The organism is Roseateles sp. GW821-FHT09G09, assembly GCF_059415965.1.
Window position 1 is genome coordinate 719,484 of the sequence record NZ_JBWKOG010000002.1, and the last position, 21,188, is coordinate 740,671.

Genomic DNA, 21,188 nt, shown 5'->3' on the forward strand with positions numbered 1-21,188 from the left:
TGGCGGCCCCGCGCGGCGGCTGTCAATCGACAGCGATTGCCGTGATCCCTGCCGACCTCGGTCGGCAGGGTCGGCTCACTTGGAGTCCTTGACTTCCTTGAACTCCGCGTCCACGACGTTGTCGTCGGCGGGCTTGGCGGAGGCTTGCGCGCCCGCGGCGTCCGCATGCTCGGCACCGGCCGCGCCCGCACCGCCACCGGCCGCACCGGCCGCGGCCTGGGCCGCCTGCGCCTCGGCGTAGACCTTCTCGCCCAGCTTCTGGCTGGCGGTCATCAGCGCTTCGGTCTTGGCCTCGATGTCGGCCTTGTCCTCGCCCTTGATGGCTTCTTCCAGGTCCTTGATCGCGGTCTCGATCTTTTCCTTCTCGCCGGCGTCCAGCTTGTCGCCGTGCTCGCCCAGCGACTTCTGCACCGAATGGACCAGGCCGTCGGCCTGGTTCTTGGCCTGCACCAGATCGACCTTCTTCTTGTCCTCGGCGGCGTTGGCCTCGGCGTCCTTCACCATCTTCTCGATCTCGGCCTCGGACAGGCCCGAGTTCGCCTTGATGGTGATCTTGTTTTCCTTGCCGGTGCCCTTGTCCTTGGCGCCGACGTGCAGGATGCCGTTGGCGTCGATGTCGAAGCTCACCTCGATCTGCGGCGTGCCGCGCGGCGCCGGCGGGATGCCTTCGAGGTTGAACTCGCCCAGGCTCTTGTTGGCCTGCGCCAGTTCGCGCTCGCCCTGGTAGACCTTGATGGTCACGGCGGGCTGGCTGTCCTCGGCGGTCGAGAAGGTCTGGCTGAACTTGGTCGGGATGGTCGTGTTCTTCTTGATCATCTTCGTCATCACGCCGCCCAGGGTCTCGATGCCCAGGCTCAGCGGGGTGACGTCCAGCAGCAGCACGTCGGTGCGTTCGCCGCCCAGGACCTGGCCCTGGATCGCGGCGCCGACGGCCACGGCCTCGTCGGGGTTCACGTCCTTGCGCGGTTCCTTGCCGAAGAACTCCTTGACCTTCTCCTGCACCTTGGGCATGCGCGACATGCCGCCGACCAGGATGACGTCGTCGATCTCGCCGACCGACACGCCCGCGTCCTTGATCGCGGTGCGGCAGGGGGCGATCGTGCGCTCGATCAGCTCGTCCACCAGCGACTCCAGCTTGGCGCGGGTCAGCTTGATGTTCAGGTGCTTCGGACCGGTGGCGTCGGCCGTGATGTACGGCAGGTTCACGTCGGTCTGCGACGAGTTCGACAGCTCGATCTTGGCCTTCTCGGCGGCTTCCTTCAGGCGCTGCAGGGCCAGCACGTCCTTGGTCAGGTCGACGCCCTGTTCCTTCTTGAACTCGCCGATGATGTAGTCGATGATGCGCTGGTCGAAGTCCTCGCCGCCCAGGAAGGTGTCGCCGTTGGTCGACAGCACTTCGAACTGCTTCTCGCCGTCCACGTCCGCGATCTCGATGATCGAGATGTCGAAGGTGCCGCCGCCCAGGTCGAAGACCGCGATCTTGCGGTCACCGGCACCGTGCTTGTCCAGGCCGAAGGCCAGGGCCGCGGCGGTGGGCTCGTTGATGATGCGCTTGACGTCCAGGCCGGCGATGCGGCCGGCGTCCTTGGTCGCCTGGCGCTGCGCGTCGTTGAAGTAGGCCGGCACCGTGATGACGGCCTCGGTCACTTCCTCACCGAGGTAGTCCTCGGCCGTCTTCTTCATCTTGCGCAGGACTTCAGCCGACACCTGCGGGGGCGCCAGCTTCTTGCCGCGCACTTCCACCCACGCGTCGCCGTTGTCGGCGGCGGCGATGGTGTAGGGCATCAGGTCGATGTCCTTCTGGACTTCCTTTTCCTGGAACTTGCGGCCGATCAGGCGCTTCACCGCGTACAGCGTGTTGCGCGGGTTGGTCACCGCCTGGCGCTTGGCCGAGGCGCCGACCAGCACTTCGCCGTCTTCCTGGTACGCAATGATCGACGGGGTGGTGCGGGCGCCTTCCGCGTTCTCGATGACGCGGGTGGTGTTGCCTTCCATGACCGCGACGCACGAGTTGGTCGTGCCCAGGTCGATGCCGATGATCTTCTTCTTAGCCATGTGGTGCTCCTGAATTTGAAAACTGGCGGAACGGTCAGCGGGGGAGGCCCCTGGGGCTCATCGGATGAGCGGCTGAAACAACGTTCCGGGATGCTTCTGATCTGTGGATAACTTTTCCGGGTTCAAGGGCCCGGTTGTTCTTTTTGAAGCTTATTTCGGGGCGGTCACGGTGACCAGCGCCGGACGCAGCACGCGTTCGGCGATCAGGAACCCCTTCTGCAGCACCGTCACGACGGTGTTGGGGTCCTGCTCGGCCGGCACCACCGAGATGGCCTGGTGCTGGTGCGGGTCGAACTTCGTGCCGGCGGCGGGATTGATCTCCACCACCTTGTTGCGCTCGAGCGCCGACTGCAGCTGGCGCAGCGTCGCGTGCACGCCCTGCAGCACCTGCTCGACGCTGGCGTCGGGCAGCGCGATGGCCGCGGAGAGACTGTCCATCACCGGCAGCATCGCCTCGGCGAAGCCCTCGACGGCGAACTTGCGCGCCTTGGTCGTGTCTTCCTCGCCGCGGCGGCGGGTGTTCTCGACCTCGGCCTTGGCGCGCAGGTAGGCGTCGGACATCTCGGCCAGGCGGCGCTCGGTGTCGGCCAGTTTCGCTTCGAGGGTCTCGGGGACGGAAGCGGCGGCCGCGGCGGCGGCCTGCTGGGTCAGTTCGTCCAGCGTCGGATCAGGTTGTTGGTTGTCAGTCGTCATGGTTGGATGGCCCCAATGCGGATGCCCGGGCTGGCCTGACCTTCCTCGCGGAAGGGGGCACCAGCGCGGCCGGCCTCTGGACGAGCCAGCTCGCGTCGGGCGACCCGCCGCATCTGGGGCCCATGGCCGGAACTTCAAGAGGGTGATTTTCGCATCCGCGCCGGGCAACCCCCGATCCTGCTACTCCCCGCAGCTGCCGCAGCCCCGCTTTGGGCGCCCCGCGTCGTTGCAAATCCTCGCCATAGCGCCGCGATGGCTCCGGTTTGCGCCTAGCGGTGCATCCCAAATCGGGGCCGCGTCAGCTGCGGGGAGAGGGCTCGTCGTCGTTCCGCTGGCGCTCCAGGCGGGCGATCTCGCGGGCGGCGATGGGGGGCAGGCCTTGGAAGTAGGGACGGACGGCGCAGCCGACGCCGACGCCCAGTTCGATGGCCTTGCCGGTGCGGTGGATCCAGTTCAGCGGGGCAGGGCGGGTGGCCGCGCCAGCGACGTTGACCAGCAGGCCCAGCACGCCCAGCAACCAGGTCGAGCCGATGAAGAGCCACAGGCGGTTGGCAACGCCGTGGCCGATGTTGCCCGCGGCGTGGCGGGCACCCGTCCCGGTGAAGCGGGGGAGGACGGCAGGCGACTTCCTCACCTCGAAGAGGGGCACCGGCACCAGTGGGGCTGGCTGGCCGTCGCCGTGCCCGGCGTCCGGCACCCGGTGACGCTGCCGGGTCATGGCCACGCCGCCAGCCAGGCCGGTCAGCGCGCCGGCCGTCAGCGACACGCCGGCCGACAGCCCGATGTCCGGCAGCGCGCCGAGCGGGGTCATGCCGAGCGAGGCGCCCCGGATCGCGTTCAATCCGCCGAAGGCCTTTTCGCCGGCACGCACCTGCGTCGGGCCGTCGATCAGGCCGTGGCGATCCTGGAGCGCCTGGATCTCCTGGCGGAGCCGCCGCACGCCCTCCAGCCCGTAGGGCGTGCCGCTCCCGTCCAGCAGATCGGCCACGTGGTCCGGCACCAACTGGGCCGGGGGGATGGGCACCAGCTGACGGCCGGTGAGTGCCGCGACGCGCGGCGACACGACGCTGCCGAGGGTGGCGCCGATCGCGCCGCAGATCGACGCGCCGACCCACCGGCTGGTGGCGATCACCGCGATCTGCAGCAGGTTGTGGTCGGTGTCCTGGTCGACGTAGTTGCGATCGCTGCCGATGCCCAGCGTCTGCGGCGCGTCGAAGGCGCTGCGCACGCCCAGCTCGGCGATCGCGCCGCCGATGCTCCGGCCCAGACCGAAGCCCAGGGCGGCCGCACCACCGATCGAGGCCGCGAGAGCGACGATGGCCTTCAGCACCTCGGTGTCGGCGGGCGTCATCGACATGCCGGCGATCCGGATCGCGTCGAAGCGGGCGACGGCCTGGCGCCGGACCGCGTCCCGGTCCTGCAGCCGGGATCGCGGATTCGCCAGGGCAAGGAGGGCAGCGTCGCGCGAACGGGTCGGCGGAACGTCGCCCGCGACCTCCGCGTCCGCGTCCGCATCCCCATCGGGGCTCCTGTCGACGCGCGCCTGGACCTGATGTTCGACCTGATCTTCGAGGCGCTCTTCAATGCGCTCGTCAACGCGTTCGCCGACGCCGGCCTCCTCGCGCATCGACGACGACGCGTCGTGAGACACCAGGTTCATCTGGACAGGGATCATGACGTCCTCGCGGGTCAGCCCGGCGGGACGGGATGTCGCGCCGGTGTCTCCACCGGCGCCAACCGGACGCGATGGGGTCGCGATGGGGACGCGACGGCGCGCTGCGGCCTCGACGGAGGCGGCGTCAGTCCAGGCTGGCGGACCAGCGGTTCCAGTCCGCGAGGCGGCGGCGGTCCTGCTTGGTCGGGCGACCCTGCTCGATGGCGTCGGCCGGTTCCGGCGCGAGGCGGCGGGCTTCCGCGGCGCGCTCGCGCGCGGCGATGCTGTCGGGCGTTTCCTCGTACAGCGCCTGCGCCACTGGCGCCGGGCCGCGCACGCTGCTGATGCCCGCGACCTTCACCTCGCGATCGACCTGACCCTGGCGCAGCTTCACCACATCGCCGACACGCACCTCGCGCGAGGCCTTCGCGGCCTGTCCGTTGAGGGTCACGCGGCCCTTGCCGATCTCGTCGACCGCGATCGAGCGGGTCTTGAAGAAGCGCGCGGCCCAGAGCCATTTGTCGAGGCGCACGCCGGTGGAGCCGGTGGACCCACCGGACCCGGCGGAGGGGGAATGAGCGGAGGAAGGCATTGCGTTCGGATTGTCCTATGAGGCCAGGGGATCGGACGATGGTGCCGCCGGCAACCGGACCACGGCGTCCAGGCCGGCGATGACCCCATCCCGCTCGCGGTTGTCCAAGGTCAGCGTGCCGCCGAGCGAGCCGACGATCTCCCGGCAGATGGCAAGTCCGAGGCCCGAGCCGCCGCCGCCGCCGGCCGCGAACGGCTGTCCGAGCCTGGGCCGCAACGCCGCCGCGATGCCGGGGCCGCTGTCGGCGATGCGCAGTTCGATGCCGCCGTCGGGCCCCGTCCCCCTGGTCACGCGAACTTCCAGACGTCCGCCGCGGGGGCTGTGCCGCAGCGCGTTGTGCAGCAGGTTGCGCACGAGTTCCCGCAGCGCCCATTCGTGACCGCGCACCGGCGCGGGTTCGGTCGAGAGTTCGAAGTCGAGTTCCGCGTCGGCGATCAGCGGGGCGAGGTCGAGCGCGACCTCGCGCACCGATGCCGCCAGATCCAGCCGCGGCGGATCGCCCTGTTGCCGCAGCTGTTCGACCTTGGCCAGCGCCAGCATCTGGTTGGCGAGCGCGGTGGCGCCGTCGACGGTCGCGCCGATCTCGTCGATGGCCTGCGTCAGCGGCAGGTCGCCGCGCCGCGCCGACTGCACCTGCGCCTTGAGCACCGCCAGTGGCGTGCGCAGCTGGTGGGAGGTGTCGCGCACGAACCGCTTCTGATGCGCGAACAGGCCGGCCTGACGGTGCCAGGCCTCGTTGATCGCGACCACCAGCGGCGCGAGTTCCACCGGCACGCCCGGCATGGGAATGGGACTGAGGTCGTCGTCCGCGCGTTCGCCGATGGAGCGGCTCAGCTCGCGCACCGGCCAGGTCGCGAACAGCACCACGCCCCAGACCACGATGGCGATCACCGCCAGCAACGCGGCCTGTCGCCAGAGCGTCGAGATCAGCACCTGCCGCGCCAGCGTGCGCCGGATCTCCAGCGTCTCCGCCACCTGGATGGTCGCCACGCCCAGGCCCGCCTCGCCCGAGACCGGTTGCTTGAGCACCGCGACGCGCACCGCCTCGCCCTGGTAGACGTCGTCGTAGAAATCGACCAGCGCCGCGTACGCGCCGCGATCGGGCAGCTTGCCGTGCCACGCGGGCAGGTCGTCGAAGCCCGACACCCATTCACCCTGGAAGCCGGTGACGCGATAGAACATGCGACTGCGGTTGTCGGCCTCGAAGGCTTCCAGCGCCGCGTAGGGCACCTCCGAGACCAGCTGCGGCGCGTCGCGCGTGCCGTGCACGTCGAGCTGTTCGCCGATGGTCTTCGCGGACGCGAGCAGCGTGCGGTCGTAGGCCGTGTCGATGGCCTTGAGCGCGTCCTCGTAGAGCCGGTGCGCGTTCGCCGCGATCAGCAGGCCCACCGGCACCAGGATGCCGGCCAGCAGCCGGCTGCGCATCGAGGACAGCCAGCGTCGGCGTGGTCGCGTCGACAACGGTGAAGATGGCGGCGACGGCGACGGCGGCGACGGTGTGGAGGACGGGTCGGCCACTCAGTCGGGCGCCTTGAGCAGGTAGCCCAGGCCGCGCAGCGTCACCAGCCGCGCGCCGTCCGCCGGCAGCCGCTTGCGCAGCCGGTAGGCGACGACCTCGACCGCGTCGGGCTGCACGTCGAGGTCGTCGGCGAAGACGATCTCGGTGAGCCGCTCCTTCGCCATGGCCTGGCCCGGCCGCGCCAGCAGCGCGCGCAGCAGCGCGGCCTCGCGCGGCGGCAGGTCCAGGGGCAGTCCGAGGTGGTAGATTGCGCCGCTGTCGGCGTCCACGCGCAGGCCGTGGAAGGACTCGTCCTCCTGCGCGCCGGCGCCGCCCGCCGCGCCCGCCGCGCCGCGGCTGCGCCGGGCGAGGGCGCGCACGCGGGCCTCGAGTTCGTCGAGATCGAAGGGCTTGGGCAGGTAGTCGTCCGCGCCGATGTTCAGGCCCAGGATGCGGTCCCCGACGGTGCCGCGCGCGGTCAGGATGATCACGGGCGTGGTGAGCTGCTCGGCGCGCGCGGCCGACAGCAGCTCCAGCCCGTCGATGTCGGGCAGCGACAGGTCCAGCAGCACGACGTCCGGCGGCAGGGCGCGCCAGCGCTCGAGCGCCACGCGGCCCTCGGCGAACCCGTGCACCTGGATGCCCCGGCGCTCGAACGAACGCGCCACCGTCGTCTGCAGCGCGGCGTTGTCCTCGACGAAAAACAGCCTCATGCCCGGCAGTGTCCGCCACGCACTGATCGGCAGCCGCTCAGGGTCAACCCTGAGCTTCCCGACAGCCGAATGAAAGCCGCCGTGTGCAGGATTCACGCCTACAACGACCCTCGGGTGCGCGCTCTGCCCCGACGACGAGATCTACAACAGGAGACATGAGCATGCGTCGAGACCAATTCCTGAAGTCCGCGGCCGCCTTCGCCGCGCTGGGCGCCACCGGCGCGCTGCCGCTGGGGGCGCAAGCCGCGGCGGCCCTGAAGATCCTGGTGCCCGCCAACCCGGGCGGCGGCTGGGACATCACCGGCCGCGCGCTGGGCAAGGCCCTGCAGGACGCCGGCGCCGCGGGCGCGGTGACCTTCGAGAACAAGGGCGGCGCCGCCGGCGCCATCGGCCTGGCGCAGTTCGTCAACGCCGCCAAGGGCGACCCGAACGCGCTGATGGTCATGGGCGCCGTGATGCTGGGCGGCCTGATCACCAGCAAGCAGCCCGTCACGCTGACGCAGGCCACGCCGATCGCGCGCCTGACCAGCGAGTACAACGTCTTCGTGCTGCCGGCCAACTCGCCGTTCAAGACGATGAAGGATGTCGTCGAGGCGCTGAAGAAGGACCCGGGCTCGGTGAAGTGGGGCGGCGGTTCGCGCGGCGCCACGGAGCACATCGCCGCGGCGATGCTCGCGCGTGAGGTCGGTGTCGACGCGACCAAGATCAACTACGTCGCCTTCCGCGGCGGCGGCGAGGCGGTGGCCGCGATCCTGGGCGGCAACGTCAGCATCGGCGGCAGCGGCTACAGCGAGTTCCAGGCCTACATCGAGAGCGGCAAGATGCGCCCGATCGCCATCACCTCGCCGCAGCGCATCAAGGGCCTGGACATCCCGACGATGAAGGAGCTCGGCTACAACGTCGAGATCGGCAACTGGCGCGGCGTGTACGGCGCGCCCGGCATCACGCCGGCGCAGCGCCAGGCGCTGATCGACCTGGTCGTGAAGGCCACGAAGTCCAAGGCCTGGGCCGAGGCGCTCGAGAAGAACGGCTGGACGCCGGCCGTGCTGACGGGCAAGGACTTCGAGTCCTTCGTCGACAACGAGTTCGCCTCGCTGCGCGCCATCATGCACAAGTCCGGAATGGTCTGACCCACCCCCTACCGCCTTCGGCGGCCCCCTCAAGGGGGCGAGCCCAGTGGCCTGGCGGAGCCAGTTCCACGGGCTCCGCTTGGTAGAAACGGCGCGGCCGCATCGCTTTGAGTTCAGACCGGGAGGTCTCCATGACTGATTCCACCCTGCAGGCCACGCCCGGCCCGCTCTATCAAACCCTGGTGGGTGCCGCGGCGATGGTCGTCGGCGGCGTGATGGCCGTCGGGGCCGCCGCCATTCCTTCCGATGCCGGCTACTCGGGCATCGGCCCGAATGCGCTGCCCTGGTTCGTCGCCGCGGTGCTGCTGATCTGCGGCGCGTGGCTGATCTGGGAATCGCGCAGCGGCGGCTTCCGCTCGATGGAGCCGCCGTCCGGCGCGCCGAAGGCCGACTGGCTGTCGGCGGCCTGGGTCGCCGCCGCCGTGATCGCCAACGCGTCGCTGATCACGACGATCGGTTTCGTCCTCGCCTGCACGCTGTGTTTCGTGCTGGCCGTGCGCGGCCTGCGCCGCGCCGAGGGCAAGGCCCACGGCGGCGTGCGCCAGATCGTCATCGACGCCGTCACCGGCCTGCTGATCGCGGCCCCGGTGTTCTGGCTGTTCAACAAGCTGCTCGCGCTGAACCTGCCCGCCATCACGGCCGGCGGATGGCTGTAACCCCACCGGAGTCCCGACATGCAAGACCTCTGGACCCACCTGATGGGCGGTTTCGCCACGGCCGCCTCCGGCGCCAACCTGATGTGGGCCTTCATCGGCTGCGCGCTCGGGACGGCGATCGGCGTGCTGCCCGGCCTCGGCCCGGCCGTCACCGTCGCGATGCTGCTGCCCATCACCGCGCAGGTCGACCCGACCGCGTCGATGATCTTCTTCGCCGGCATCTACTACGGCGCGATGTACGGCGGCTCGACCACCTCCATCCTGCTCAACACCCCCGGCGAGACCGGCACCATGGTGACCGCGCTGGAGGGCTTCAAGATGGCCCGCCACGGCCGCGCCGGCGCGGCGCTGGCGACGGCGGCGATCGGCTCGTTCTTCGCCGGCACCGTGGCCACCGTGCTGGTCACGCTGTTCGCGCCGGTGCTGGCGGACTTCGCCGTCACGCTCGGCCCGCCCGAGTACTTCTGCCTGATGCTGATCGCCTTCACCACGGTCTCCGCGGTGCTGGGCCAGAGCACGCTGCGCGGCATGACGGCGCTGTTCATCGGCCTGGCCATGGGGCTGGTCGGCATGGACCAGATCACCGGCCAGATCCGCTACACCGGCGGCGTGCCCGAGTTCATGGACGGCATCGAGACGGTGCTGGTCGCGGTCGGCCTGTTCGCGGTCGGCGAGACGCTCTACGTGGCGCTCTACGAGGGCCGCAGCAACCTGACGATGAACACCATGGGCCGCGTGCACATGACGCGCCAGGAATGGAAACGATCGATCCCCGCGTGGATCCGCGGCACCGGGCTGGGCTTCCCGTTCGGCGTGATCCCCGCCGGCGGCACCGAGATCCCGACCTTCCTGAGCTACGCGACCGAGCGCAAGCTGTCCAAGCACAAGGAGGAGTTCGGCACCGTCGGCGCCATCGAGGGCGTGGCCGGACCGGAGGCTGCCAACAACGCGGCCGTGACCGGCACGCTGGTGCCGCTGCTGACGCTGGGCATCCCGACCTCGGTCACCGCGGCGATCCTGCTCTCGGCGCTGCAGAACTATGGCATCCAGGCCGGGCCGCAGCTGTTCGAGACCTCGTCGACGCTGGTATGGGCGCTGATCGCGTCGCTGTACATCGGCAACGTGATGCTGCTGGTGCTGAACCTGCCGATGGTGGGGCTGTGGGTGAAGCTGCTGCGCATCCCGCGCGCGCCGCTGTACGCCGGCATCCTGATCTTCGCCACGGTCGGCGTCTACGGCATGCGCCAGAGCGCCTTCGACCTCTACGTGATGCTGGCCATCGGCCTGCTGGGCGTGGTGATGCGGCGCTTCGACTTCCCGACCGCGCCGGTGGTCGTCGGCATGATCCTGGGACCGCTCGCCGAGGCGCACCTGCGCAACGGCGTGGCGATCGGCGGCGGGAACTGGAGCGTGTTCCTCCAGCGCCCGCTCTCGGCTTCGCTGCTGGCGATCGTGGTGATCGTGCTGCTGCTGCCGCGGGTGATGAAGTGGATGAGCGCGCGCAAGGCGCGTCAGCAGGCCGCTATCGGCTGATCAGCGTGTCGCGCCGGCCGTCAGCGCCGCCTCGCGCTGACGGGCGAGGGCGGCCGCCTGCGCCTCGTCGGGCACGGCGGTCGTCGGCCAGCCCTGCAGGTGCTGCTCGGCGATCGCCGCCAGCGCGCGGATGTGGGCGGGGCGGTCGTTCAGGCAGGGGATGTAGCTGAAGCGCTGTCCGCCGCTGTGCAGGAAGGCCTCGCGCACTTCCATGTCGATCTCTTCCAGCGTCTCGATGCAGTCGGACGAGAAACCCGGGCAGATCAGGTCGACCGACGTCAGCCCGCGTCCGGCGAGCTCGCGCAGCGTCGGCTCGGTGTAGGGCTCCAGCCAGCGCGCCTTGCCGAAGCGGCTCTGGAAGGTCACCTTGTACTGCGCGTCGGACAGTCCCAGCGCCTCGGCCAGCAGCCGACCGGTCTTCAGGCACTCGCAGTGGTAGGGGTCGCCCAGCGCCAGCGTGCGCGCGGGCATGCCGTGGAAGCTCATGACCAGCAGTTCGCCGCGGCCTTCGGTCTTCCAGTGGGCGCGCACGCTGTCGGCCAGCGCGGCGATGTAGCGCTTGTCGTCGTGGTAGCGATTCACGAAGCGGAACTCGGGCACATGCCGGTGCGTCAGCGCCCAGCGCGCCACGTCGTCGATCACGCTGGCCGTCGTCGCGCCCGAGTATTGCGGATATGCCGGCAGCACCAGCACGCGGGTGGCGCCGTCGGCGCGCAGCACGTCGAGCTGCGACGCGATCGACGGGTTGCCGTAGCGCATCGCGTGCAGCACCTTGACGCGGTGGCCCTGCTCGCCGAGCTGGCCTTGCAGCAGCCTGGCCTGCTTCGTCGTCCAGACCATCAGCGGCGAGCCGTCCTTCATCCAGATGCTGGCGTACTTCTTCGCCGACTTCGCCGGACGCGTGCGCAGGATCACGCCGTGCAGGATCGGCCACCACGCGGCCTTGGGAATCTCGATGACGCGCGGGTCGGACAGGAACTGCGCCAGGTAGCGGCGCGTGGCCTCGGGCGTGGGCGCGTCGGGCGTGCCGAGGTTGACCAGCAGCACGCCGATGGTCGGCGCGCGTCCGTGCACATGATCGGGTTCGGGAAGAAAGCTCATCCGCCTCAGATCCCTCGGCGCATCATCGCCGACGAGGCGGCTTCGGCCAGGTGGATGACCTCGAAGCGCACGGTCGGGGCCTGCGATTCCGAGGCCGCGCCGCCGAGGCCGATGGCGCCCGCGCCGTGCAGCGTGCAGGAGCCGCGGCGCAGGCTCAGCGTCTGGCCGCCGGCGCCGAAGCGCACGAAGGTGCCGTTGTAGCTGAGGTCGGTCAGGCTGAAGCTGCTGCCTTGCCAGTCGATGCGCGCATGCGAGCGGCTGACGCGGACGTCGGTGATGCAGTAGGTGGCCTGCGTGCTGCGACCCAGCACGATGGGCATCTGCTCGATGTCGAAGACGCGGTCCAGGTCTTGCCAGACCAGCCGGATGCCTTCCGGCGCGATGCTGCGGGCGATCTCGCCGAACTGCGTCGCGCCCGCGTCGCCGGTGCCCTGGTCCAGCACGTAGATGTGGACCGGCTCGGCGCGGCCGCGCACGCTGATGTGGTCGAGGCTGCGGAAGCGCGACTTCTGCGCGGTGGTCAGGCCGTTCACGACCTCGGCGGTCACGACGGTCTCGCCGTCGCCGGCGTGGTCGAGCAGCCGGGCCGCGACGTTGACCGCGTCGCCGAAGCAGTCGCCGTGGATCTCGACGACCTCGCCGCGCGCCAGCGCGATCTGCAGGTGGGTGTGACGCAGCCGCTCGCTGCGCGCCGACGACTTCAGCAGCAGCTCCTGCATCCGCATCGCGGCCTTGATGCCGTCGCGCGGATTGTCGAAGGCCGCCATCAGGCCGTCGCCCAGCGTCTTGATGATGTTGCCGCGGTTCTCTTCGACCGCCTGGCCGGTCAGCGCGACCGTCTGCGTCACCAGCCCCGAGGCCTCCGCGTTCCCCAGCGTCTCGAACAGCGCCGTGCTGCCGCGCAAGTCGGCAAACAGGACGGTGCGCTCGCGAATCTGGGTCATCGGCCTGGGCAGGGGCAAGGTGTGATGGAAGTCTCAGTGTAGCCGCGCCACCCTGGGCGTCGCGTGGTGATAAGCCCTCGCCTCGGGGGCCTGTCGGGCCCTGCACGACACCTCCCCCCAACGGGCGGGCGAATGCCGTACGAGCCCCCGGACGGCAGGTCCCGCCGGGCGGTACGAACGCGGTCAGCGCAGCGGCGGCCACAAAGAAAAACCGGCCATCGTCCGAAGACGTGGCCGGTATGTCTGGCAAACCCGGTGCCAACCTGACACCAACCCGGCACCCATGCGCTGGGTGCCGGGCCGGCGCTGGATCAGAGGTTGTCCAGGTAGGTGCGCAGCTTGTCGCTGCGCGACGGATGCTTCAGCTTGCGGATCGCCTTGGCTTCGATCTGGCGGATGCGCTCGCGGGTGACGTCGAACTGCTTGCCGACTTCCTCCAGCGTGTGGTCCGTGCTCATCTCGATGCCGAAACGCATGCGCAGCACCTTGGCTTCGCGCGGGGTCAGGCTGTCCAGGATGTCCTTCACCACCTCGCGCAGGCCGGCCTGCATCGCGGCCTCGATCGGCGCGGTGTTGTTGGTGTCCTCGATGAAGTCGCCCAGATGGCTGTCGTCGTCGTCCCCGATCGGCGTTTCCATGGAGATCGGCTCTTTGGCGATCTTCATGATCTTGCGGATCTTGTCCTCCGGCATCTCCATCTTCTCGGCCAGCGTCGGCGCGTCCGGCTCGAAGCCGAACTCCTGCAGATGCTGACGCGAGATCCGGTTCATCTTGTTGATCGTCTCGATCATGTGAACCGGAATGCGGATGGTGCGGGCCTGGTCCGCGATCGAGCGGGTGATGGCCTGGCGGATCCACCACGTCGCGTAGGTCGAGAACTTGTAGCCGCGGCGGTACTCGAACTTGTCGACCGCCTTCATCAGACCGATGTTGCCTTCCTGGATCAGGTCCAGGAACTGCAGACCGCGGTTGGTGTACTTCTTGGCGATGGAGATGACCAGCCGCAGGTTGGCCTCGATCATTTCCTTCTTCGCGTCGCGCGAGGCCTTCTCGCCCTCGTTCATCCGCTTGTTGATGCCCTTGAGGTCGTCCAGCGGCACCACGGCCTTGCCCTGGATGTCGATCAGCTTCTGCTGCAGCTCCTGGATCGCGGGCAGGTTGCGCGACATGATGTTCGCGTACGGCTTGCCCGAGGCCACTTCCTTCTCCGCCCACTGCAGGTTCAGCACGTTGGGCGGGAAGGTCTTGATGAAGTGTTCCTGCGGCATGCCGCACTTGTCCACGACGATCTTGCGGATCTCGCGTTCGAAGCGGCGCACGTCGTCCACCTGCGAGCGCAGGATGTCGCACAGCTTCTCGATCGTCTTGACCGTGAAGCGGATCGTCATCAGCTCCTGGCTGATCGCGGACTGGGCCTTGTTGTAGTTGGCCGACTTGTAGCCGTCCTTCTCGAAGGCCTTGCGCATCTTGTCGAAGTTGGTCGCGAGCGAATCCAGCTTCACCAGCGCGGCGTTCTTCAGCTCTTCCAGCTTCTTGGTCAGGGCCTTGGAGCCGCCGGCGCCGTCGTCGTCGTCCTCTTCGTCGAACTCGTCGAAGTCTTCTTCCGCGACGTAGTCGTCCGCCTCGTCATCGGAGACGAAGCCGTCCACCGATTCGGAGATCTGCATCTCGCCGGCGCGGATCTTGGCGGCGATGGCCAGGATCTCGGCGATGGTCGTCGGGGAGGCCGAGATGGCCAGCATCATGGCCTGCAGGCCGCCTTCGATGCGCTTGGCGATCTCGATCTCGCCCTCGCGGGTCAGCAGCTCGACGGTGCCCATCTCGCGCATGTACATGCGCACCGGGTCGGTCGTGCGGCCGAACTCGGAGTCGACGGTGGACAGCGCGGCCTCGGCCGCCTCTTCCGCTTCCTCTTCCGTGGCGGTCGGCGAGGTCGAGCCCTGGATCAGCAGCGTGGCGGCGTCAGGCGCCTGCTCGTACACGGCGATGCCCATGTCGTTGAGCATCGACACGATCGCCTCGAGGATCTCCTCGTTGATCAGCTTCTCGGGCAAGTGGTCGTTGATTTCCTGATGCGTCAGGAAACCCCGCGTCTTGCCCATCTTGATCAGGGTCTTGAGCTCGTGGCGGCGCTTGGCGACTTCCTCTTCGGTCAGCGCGGTCTCGTCCAGGCCGAACTCGCGCATCAGCGCGCGCTCCTTGGCGCGGCTGACCTTCATGCGCAGCGGCTTGGCCTTGGGCTTGTCCTCGCCGACTTCCTCGACCTCGACGGCCTCGACGGTCTCGACTTCCGCGTCGGCCTCGCCTTCGGTCTCGCCGTCGGCGTCGACGTCGGTGAAGTCCTCTTCTTCCTCTTCGACCTTGGCCTTGGCGGCCGGCTTCTTCGACTCGGTCTCGGCCTTGGGCTTGCGGCCGCGCTTGGGCTTCGCGTCGTCGGCGGACGCGGCGGCAGCTTTGGTGGTCTTCGCGGCGGCCTTGGCGGCCGGCTTCTTGACTTCTTCGGTATCTGCGGCGGCGGCCTTGGACGCGGTCTTTTTGGCGGTCATGCAGTTCCTCGGTGGCTCAGCGGCCAGTAGGTGAATGCGGGGAAATCGCAGTTGATGCAGGCAATGCAAACAGCCACCTGTCCCGCTGGCGCCCGCAAACTCCCGACACTTGCGGGCTATGCGGCGCGAGCGAGCCAGGCGGCTCGAACTCAGGCCTTGTGCGGCAGATCGGGGCAAACCGACTGCCATTCAAGGCTTTGCGCGTGAAGGTTAGCGTGAACCTTTGTTGTTGCAGCCCAGGCGGTGTAAGTTGGCCACTTTGTGTATGAACCCAGGGTCAGTGGGGGGCCGGGGACCGGTTGGCGCTGCGGTCACTCTTGACGCGCGAAAACCATAGATTATCTGCGAATTTTCCCATTCGGTCAAAAAGACGTCCCGGGACCTGCTCAGGCCGCTTCCAGATCGCGGATCTGGCGCAGCAAGGCCTGGAACCGCGCCATGTCGGGTTGCGGGCTGCGCGCGATGCGGTCGGCCTCCGCACGCAGCTTGCCGACCCACAGCTTGCGCATCACGACGCGGAATTCGACCTCCACGTGCTCGTCGGGCGGCGGTGCGGTCAGCGGACCGCCACTCACGCGCTGGGCGAGGTCCATCAGGTCGGCCTCCTGCAAGGCGATCTGCAGCACCGCCCAGGGGGCGGGGCCGTTGTCGACCAACGAACGCTCCAGCCAGGCGATCAACTGGCCGTGTTCGCCGGGCAGTTCGTGCAGCAGCTGCAGGTCCTGCTCGCCGATCTGCTGCCAGAGCTCGCTGTGCAGCACCAGCATCCGGACCGCCAGGTTCATCGGCGCCGGGGGCAGCTCCAACGGCATGCCGATGGTCGGGTCCTGGTCGCGCTTGCGCCACTCCCCCTTGCCGCCCTTGCCGTTCCAGTTGCCGCCGCCCTTGCCCTTGTATTCGCCCTTGGGCACCCACTTGCGTTCCGCCTGGCCTTGGGCCTGCGGCGCCGGTGCGGCGCCTCCGCCAGCCCCAGCGCCGTACGCGTCAGGGGGGAGGTGAAGGTCGTCGCCCGCATGCGCCGCCTCGTCGCCATAGGCGGAGGCGGGGATGTCGAAGTACGGCTCGTCGTGCGGGCCGTCGGACGACGGGGAGGGCGTTCTTGGCGCCGCCTTGGGCGGGGCAGCGGGCCGTTCCGCGCGCGGGCGCGAGCCGGGCGCGGCCGGCGGCTGCGCGTTCGCCCACAGGGCTTGCAGCTCGGCGTCCGGCAACTGCGCGCGGCGGGCGAGTTCACCCAGCAGCTGCCGCTTCAGCAGCCCGTCCGGCAGCGCGGCCCACAGCGGCTTGGCGACGCTCAGCATCTTCGCCCGGCCTTCCGGCGTGCCCAGATCGCAGCCGTCGGCGGCGGTCTCCATCAACTGGCGCGACAGCGGCACGGCGCCTTCGACGCAACGTTCGAACGCGTCCGCGCCGAGCTCGCGCACATACGAATCCGGGTCGTGCTCGGTCGGCAGGAACAGGAACTTGATCGTGCGCGTCTCGTTGGCGTGGGGCAGGGCAGCTTCCAGCGCGCGTCCGGCGGCGCGGCGCCCCGCGGCGTCGCCGTCGAAGCTGAACACGACCGACTCGGTGAAGCGGAACAGCTTCTGCACGTGTTCCGCCGTGCAGGCCGTCCCCAGCGTCGCGACCGCGTTGCCGAAGCCGTGCTGCGCCAGCGCGACGACGTCCATGTAGCCCTCGACGACCAGCGCATACCCGCGCCGGCGCATCGCCGGGCGCGCCTCATAGAGGCCGTAGAGCTCGCGGCCCTTGTGGAAGACCGGCGTCTCCGGCGAGTTCAGGTACTTGGGCTCGCCCTTGTCCAGCACCCGGCCGCCGAAGCCGATGACCTCGCCCAGCACATTCCGGATGGGGAACATGATGCGGTCGCGGAAGCGGTCGTAACGGCGCTGCTCGGCCTCGCTCTTGCCGGGGTCGTCCTGCAGGATGACCATGCCGGTCTCGACCAGCAGCGGATCGTCGTAGGACGGGAAGGCATTGGCGAGCGAGCGCCACCCGTCGGGCGCATACCCCAGCCCGAACTGCAGCGCGATCTGGCCGGTCAGGCCGCGGCCCTTCAGGTACTCGATCGCGCGCGGGTTGCCCTTGAGCTGCTGGCGGTAGTGCTGGCCGGCCTTCGCGAGAACCTCGGTGAGCGTCGCCTGGCGCTGTTTCTGGGCCTTCTCGCGCTCGCGCTCCTGCGGGCTGCGGTCGTCCTCGGGCACCTGCATGCCGGCCTGCTGCGCGAGGTCGCGCACCGCGTCGATGAAGCCGATGCCCAGGTGCTCCATCAGGAAGCCGACGGCGTTGCCGTGCTGGCCGCAGCCGAAGCAGTGGTAGGTCTGGCGCGAGGGGCTGACCGTGAAGCTCGGCGACTTCTCGCCGTGGAAGGGGCACAGGCCCTTGTGGTTGATGCCGGCCTTCTTGAGGTCGACATGGCGGCCCACGATGTCGACGATGTCGACGCGGGCCAGGAGGTCCTGAATAAAGCCGGGCGGGATCACCGCGGGATTTTAAGGGATGGCCCGGGCGGGGACGTCGGGGAGGCGGTCGGGGTGGGCGTGGGGGACGGGCGCGCGCGGCCGGGACGGCGAGGGCGGCGGCGTGCGCCGCAGCGCCCAGTCGAGCAGCGCCTGCGGCGGCAGCGGCTCGCACAGCCCGCTGCCCTGGCCGACGGCGCAGCCCAGCGCGATCAGCGCCTGCGCGTGCGCCGGGGATTCGACGCCTTCGGCCACCAGTTCGCAGCCGAACTGCCCGGCCAGCGCGATCACGCCCTGCACCAGCGCGCGGTCCTGGGGGTCCACGAGCATGGTCTGCACGAACGAGCGGTCGATCTTGAGCTGATCCAGCGGCAGTTGCTTGAGCACCGACAGCGTCGCGTAGCCGGTGCCGAAGTCGTCCATCGCCAGGCGCAGGCCGAGGCGCTTGCAGTCGGTGAGCAGGCGCCGGGCGTGCGCGACGTCGTCGAGCGCGCTGGACTCCAGCAGCTCCAGCACGAGCCGGTCCGGCGGCACGTCCGGATGGCGCGCCAGCAGCGCCTCGAGCCGCGGCACGAAGGCCGGCGCGGCCAGGTGGCGCGGGCTGATGTTGACGCTGAGTTCCAGGTCCAGGCCTTGGGCGCGCCAGTGCCGGTTCTGTTCCAGCGCCTGCTCCAGCACCCAGTGGCCGAGTTGCGCGGCCATGCCGCTGTGCTCGACGGTCGGCAGGAAGGTGGCCGGCGCCAGCAGCCCGCGCTGCGGATGGCGCCAGCGCAGCAGCGCCTCGGCGCCCAGCAGCGCGCCGCTGGCCAGGTCCAGTTTCGGCTGGTAGTAGAGGCAGAGTTCGCCGGCCTCCAGCGCCTGCTGCACGCGCAGCGCGGCCTGGGCCTGCGCCTCGCGGCTGCGGCGTTTCTCGACGTCGAAGAACTGGACGCCGTCGCGACCGCTGCGCTTAACGCGGTAGAGCGCGTGCGCCGCGTGGCGCATCAGCGTCTCGGCCTCGCCGCCGTCCTGCGGGTACAGCGTCGCGCCGACGCTGGCGCTCAGGCGCAGCGCGCCGCCCAGGGCGTCCTCCACGTCGTCCGCGTCTTCTGCGTCCTTCGCGTCTTCCGCGGCGTCAGCGCCACGCGCGTGACCCGGCGCGCCTGCGCCGTGCTCATCGTCCGGATCGATCGGCCGGCGCAGCACTTGCACGAGCCGGTCCAGCGCCTGCTGGGCTTCCTCGACGCTCTGCACGCGCAGCAGCAGGCCGAATTCATCGCCGCCAAGCCGGGCCACCTCGTCCGACCACTGCGGCGCCTGCCGCAGCGCGAGGGTGAGGCGCCGGGCGAGTTCCCGCATCGCCTGGTCCGCGCGCGCGACGCCGTGACGCCGGTTGAACGCGGCGAAGCCGTCCAGGTCCACCCGCGCGACGCACAGCATGAAGCCCGGCCCCACCTGACGGCTGGTCTGCAGCGCACCCTGCAGGCGGCGCAGGAACTCCTGCTCGTTGGGCAGGCCGGTCAGCAGGTCGAAGCGGCCGAGCCGCTCCAGCGCCTGCTGCCGCTGCAGTTCCTGCGTCAGGTCGCTGAGCGCCAGCACGCGGTACCGCGGCGGGCCTTCGGGTTCCGGAATCGAGGACACGGTCAGTCGCAGCGTGCGCGGCGGGCCGCCGGCGGCGCGGACCTTGACCAGCCCCTGCCAGTGGCCGGCGGGATCGGCCAGCGCCTCGGCGATCGCCTCCGGATCGTGGCCGGCGCGGCGCAGCTGCGCCTCGTCCAGCGGCAGCGCCGGGTGGCCGAGCATGCGGCGGCGCAGCGCCTCGGCGGTCTCCGGCGTCTGGCCGTCGTTCTCGAGGACCAGGCCCGCGGGCGGCTCCAGCAGCGCGGCCATCAGCGTCCAGTACGCGGGATTGGCGTCGAGCAGCCGGTGCTCGAGGTCGGTGATCGCGAGGCCTTCGTGCAGGTGCTGGAACAGTCCGCTGCTCATCCGCTGCCGCTCTTCCGCGGTGCGGCGCCACTGGATGTCCTGCAGGCTCGCCAGCACCTGGCGGGCGCGACCGCGGGGATCGCGGCGGGTGACCCGCAAGCGCAGTTCGTGCCAGACCCAGCCGCCGTCCTCGTCGGGCAGCCGCAGCGCGTGGTGCAGCGTGTCGGGCTCGAGCGCCGGCCTGTCCTGGGCGCCGGCATCCGGCGCCGCCGCGGTCGCATTCGCGGTCGCGGGGCCGTCCTGCAGCAGCGTGGGCAGACGTTCCTCGAGCTTCATCCGGTCGACGGCGTGCACCTGCGCCAGCCAGGCGAGGGGGTCGGCGGGATCGAGCGCGCCCAGTCGCGCCTGCCAGCCGGGCGACATCGCCGCCGCGCCGCCGGGTGCCCATTGCGCCAGGGACAGGCCGGCGTCGTCGATCTTGTTGCGCCAGTCGCGGCGCTCGTCGAGCGCGCGCTGCCGCAGCGCGCGGGCGTACAGGACGGCGCCCAATCCGAGCGGCGGCAGCAGCCACCAGGCGACCGTGCGCCAGGCCGGCCACAGCGCGCCCGCGATCAGCAGCAGGGCCGTGGCGGCGACCAGCAACGCCGCCGGCGCGACCGCGGGCAGGCGGCGCGGAGAGGCGGGCGGGGCCCAACCGGCGGGGGCGGACAGCTCGGACTTCAAGGTGGCGGGCGAGGGAAGGAAAGAGCGGCTCCGCGCGCGGCGCGGAGGGGGACCGGCGGGCATGCTAGCCGTACGCCGTCGCCGGCCGGTACGCGCTATCCCTGCCGGGCGCGGCGCTCCCCCCGGAATGGGGGTGCCTCGCCGGAGGTCGCGCAAAAACTTGGGGGCGAAATGCAGAAAGCCACCCGAAGGTGGCTTTCATGGTGCCGGAAGGCGCGTGGCCTTCAGTTCGTCAGATGACGAAATCTTCCAGCTTGGCGCCGCCGGAAATGGCCGCCTTCAGCCATTTCGGTTGCAGGCCGCGGCCGCTCCAGGTTTCGCCGGTGGCCTGGTTGCGATACTTCGCAGCCACCTTGGACGACTTCGGCGTCCCGGTCTTGGCGGCGCGCGCGGTCAGGTCGGCGACCGTCAGGCCGTATTCCTGCATCAGCGACTTGACTTTGCCGATCGCGTCGGACCGTTCACGGTCCTGGGTTTCGGCGATTTGCGCTTCGAGGGCGGCCCGCTGGGCCAGGAGGTCTTTGAGCGATGCCATTTATGCAATTCCTCGCGTAGTTCGACGGCTCCCTCGAAAGGGAATGCCGCATTATATGCAGGGAATCGAGTATCACCGCAAGGGGTAAATCCCCGGAAATCACTCCGTCGGCGGGACATATCCGGCGGGCTGTTCCGCGCCGCCGCCGAAGAAGAACTGTTCCATCTGCCGCGCGAGGTATTGGCGGGCGCGCTGGTCGGCCAGATTCAGGCGGTTTTCATTGACCAGCATGGTCTGGTGCTTCATCCACGCCGCCCAGGCTTCCTTGGACACGTTCTCATAGATGCGCTTGCCCAGTTCGCCGGGATAGATGGGAAAGTCCATCCCTTCGGCTTCCTTCTTCAGATAAACGCATTGGACGGTGCGGGCCATATCAAACCTCGGTGCTCAAAAAAGAGACGGACGCTAGTCCGGCGTGGGGAGTGCGGCAGCCGGCCCAGCTAGGCCGTTGCCG

At 69.8% G+C, this 21,188-nt stretch carries 16 protein-coding genes; 3 read left to right on the top strand and 13 right to left on the bottom strand.

The annotated features are described in order from the left end of the window. Positions 1–75: 75 nt before the first annotated feature. From dnaK to AC07O8_RS08065, 6 genes are all read right to left on the bottom strand, one after another. Complete coding sequence (gene dnaK / locus AC07O8_RS08040; protein WP_495047498.1) at positions 76–2,055, bottom strand: molecular chaperone DnaK; 1,980 nt, start codon at positions 2,053–2,055, stop codon at positions 76–78. A 150-nt stretch (positions 2,056–2,205) separates the two neighbouring features. Beyond that, positions 2,206–2,748, bottom strand: coding sequence for a nucleotide exchange factor GrpE (grpE, locus tag AC07O8_RS08045; RefSeq protein WP_495047499.1), 543 nt, complete (start codon positions 2,746–2,748; stop codon positions 2,206–2,208). 298 nt (positions 2,749–3,046) lie between these two features. Beyond that, entirely contained in the window at positions 3,047–4,423 is a 1,377-nt protein-coding gene (locus tag AC07O8_RS08050; protein ID WP_495047500.1) for a hypothetical protein, read from the bottom strand. A gap of 124 nt (positions 4,424–4,547) precedes the next feature. Then, positions 4,548–4,994, bottom strand: a complete 447-nt coding sequence (locus AC07O8_RS08055; protein ID WP_495047501.1) for an RNA-binding S4 domain-containing protein — start codon at positions 4,992–4,994, stop codon at positions 4,548–4,550. A 15-nt stretch (positions 4,995–5,009) separates the two neighbouring features. Continuing rightward, the gene (locus AC07O8_RS08060) at positions 5,010–6,419 is read right to left on the bottom strand and encodes a sensor histidine kinase (protein WP_495047502.1); all 1,410 of its coding nucleotides are present in this window, start codon (positions 6,417–6,419) and stop codon (positions 5,010–5,012) included. A gap of 93 nt (positions 6,420–6,512) precedes the next feature. Continuing rightward, positions 6,513–7,205 (bottom strand): response regulator transcription factor, encoded by a 693-nt coding sequence (locus AC07O8_RS08065; protein ID WP_495047503.1) that lies wholly within the window; start codon positions 7,203–7,205, stop codon positions 6,513–6,515. Positions 7,206–7,366: 161 nt separating this feature from the next. Between AC07O8_RS08065 and AC07O8_RS08070 the strand changes: the two genes are divergently transcribed. From AC07O8_RS08070 to AC07O8_RS08080, 3 genes are all read left to right on the top strand, one after another. Further along, positions 7,367–8,335, top strand: coding sequence for a Bug family tripartite tricarboxylate transporter substrate binding protein (locus AC07O8_RS08070; RefSeq protein WP_495047504.1), 969 nt, complete (start codon positions 7,367–7,369; stop codon positions 8,333–8,335). A 131-nt stretch (positions 8,336–8,466) separates the two neighbouring features. Then, positions 8,467–8,991: a tripartite tricarboxylate transporter TctB family protein gene (locus tag AC07O8_RS08075; RefSeq protein ID WP_495047505.1), complete on the top strand. Its 525-nt coding sequence runs from the start codon at positions 8,467–8,469 to the stop codon at positions 8,989–8,991. A gap of 18 nt (positions 8,992–9,009) precedes the next feature. Next, a complete protein-coding gene (locus AC07O8_RS08080; RefSeq protein ID WP_495047506.1) occupies positions 9,010–10,524 on the top strand; it encodes a tripartite tricarboxylate transporter permease in 1,515 nt (504 codons plus the stop codon). Here AC07O8_RS08080 and hemH read toward each other — a convergent pair whose 3' ends face one another. The 7 genes from hemH to AC07O8_RS08115 form a co-directional block, all read right to left on the bottom strand. Then, positions 10,525–11,625 (bottom strand): ferrochelatase, encoded by a 1,101-nt coding sequence (gene hemH / locus AC07O8_RS08085; protein ID WP_495047507.1) that lies wholly within the window; start codon positions 11,623–11,625, stop codon positions 10,525–10,527. Positions 11,626–11,630: 5 nt separating this feature from the next. After that, on the bottom strand, positions 11,631–12,569 hold the full coding sequence (locus AC07O8_RS08090) for an adenylate/guanylate cyclase domain-containing protein (RefSeq protein WP_495047508.1): 939 nt from the start codon (positions 12,567–12,569) through the stop codon (positions 11,631–11,633). A 311-nt stretch (positions 12,570–12,880) separates the two neighbouring features. Beyond that, positions 12,881–15,115 (bottom strand): RNA polymerase sigma factor RpoD, encoded by a 2,235-nt coding sequence (rpoD, locus tag AC07O8_RS08095; RefSeq protein WP_495047509.1) that lies wholly within the window; start codon positions 15,113–15,115, stop codon positions 12,881–12,883. Positions 15,116–15,501: 386 nt separating this feature from the next. Further along, positions 15,502–17,595 carry a DNA primase gene (dnaG, locus tag AC07O8_RS08100; protein ID WP_495047510.1) on the bottom strand — a complete coding sequence of 698 codons (2,094 nt, stop codon included), beginning with the start codon at positions 17,593–17,595 and terminating at the stop codon, positions 15,502–15,504. Between the two features lie 9 nt (positions 17,596–17,604). Next, a complete protein-coding gene (locus AC07O8_RS08105; RefSeq protein WP_495047511.1) occupies positions 17,605–20,199 on the bottom strand; it encodes a putative bifunctional diguanylate cyclase/phosphodiesterase in 2,595 nt (864 codons plus the stop codon). 232 nt (positions 20,200–20,431) lie between these two features. Then, complete coding sequence (locus tag AC07O8_RS08110) at positions 20,432–20,734, bottom strand: H-NS histone family protein (RefSeq protein WP_067275254.1); 303 nt, start codon at positions 20,732–20,734, stop codon at positions 20,432–20,434. 99 nt (positions 20,735–20,833) lie between these two features. Further along, the gene (locus tag AC07O8_RS08115) at positions 20,834–21,106 is read right to left on the bottom strand and encodes an oxidative damage protection protein (protein WP_088403658.1); all 273 of its coding nucleotides are present in this window, start codon (positions 21,104–21,106) and stop codon (positions 20,834–20,836) included. Positions 21,107–21,188: the final 82 nt, after the last annotated feature.

Excerpts from the sequence above, each read along its gene's own strand:
- hemH (WP_495047507.1), bottom strand. The coding sequence starts at position 11,625 with ATGAGCTTTCTTCCCGAACCCGATCATGTGCACGGACGCGCGCCGACC.
- AC07O8_RS08050 (WP_495047500.1), bottom strand. The coding sequence starts at position 4,423 with ATGATCCCTGTCCAGATGAACCTGGTGTCTCACGACGCGTCGTCGTCG.
- AC07O8_RS08065 (WP_495047503.1), bottom strand. The coding sequence starts at position 7,205 with ATGAGGCTGTTTTTCGTCGAGGACAACGCCGCGCTGCAGACGACGGTG.
- AC07O8_RS08090 (WP_495047508.1), bottom strand. The coding sequence starts at position 12,569 with ATGACCCAGATTCGCGAGCGCACCGTCCTGTTTGCCGACTTGCGCGGC.
- AC07O8_RS08115 (WP_088403658.1), bottom strand. The coding sequence starts at position 21,106 with ATGGCCCGCACCGTCCAATGCGTTTATCTGAAGAAGGAAGCCGAAGGG.
- AC07O8_RS08070 (WP_495047504.1), top strand. The coding sequence starts at position 7,367 with ATGCGTCGAGACCAATTCCTGAAGTCCGCGGCCGCCTTCGCCGCGCTG.
- AC07O8_RS08075 (WP_495047505.1), top strand. The coding sequence starts at position 8,467 with ATGACTGATTCCACCCTGCAGGCCACGCCCGGCCCGCTCTATCAAACC.
- AC07O8_RS08080 (WP_495047506.1), top strand. The coding sequence starts at position 9,010 with ATGCAAGACCTCTGGACCCACCTGATGGGCGGTTTCGCCACGGCCGCC.
- AC07O8_RS08110 (WP_067275254.1), bottom strand. The coding sequence starts at position 20,734 with ATGGCATCGCTCAAAGACCTCCTGGCCCAGCGGGCCGCCCTCGAAGCG.
- AC07O8_RS08060 (WP_495047502.1), bottom strand. The coding sequence starts at position 6,419 with ATGCGCAGCCGGCTGCTGGCCGGCATCCTGGTGCCGGTGGGCCTGCTG.
- dnaK (WP_495047498.1), bottom strand. The coding sequence starts at position 2,055 with ATGGCTAAGAAGAAGATCATCGGCATCGACCTGGGCACGACCAACTCG.
- AC07O8_RS08055 (WP_495047501.1), bottom strand. The coding sequence starts at position 4,994 with ATGCCTTCCTCCGCTCATTCCCCCTCCGCCGGGTCCGGTGGGTCCACC.
- rpoD (WP_495047509.1), bottom strand. The coding sequence starts at position 15,115 with ATGACCGCCAAAAAGACCGCGTCCAAGGCCGCCGCCGCAGATACCGAA.
- grpE (WP_495047499.1), bottom strand. The coding sequence starts at position 2,748 with ATGACGACTGACAACCAACAACCTGATCCGACGCTGGACGAACTGACC.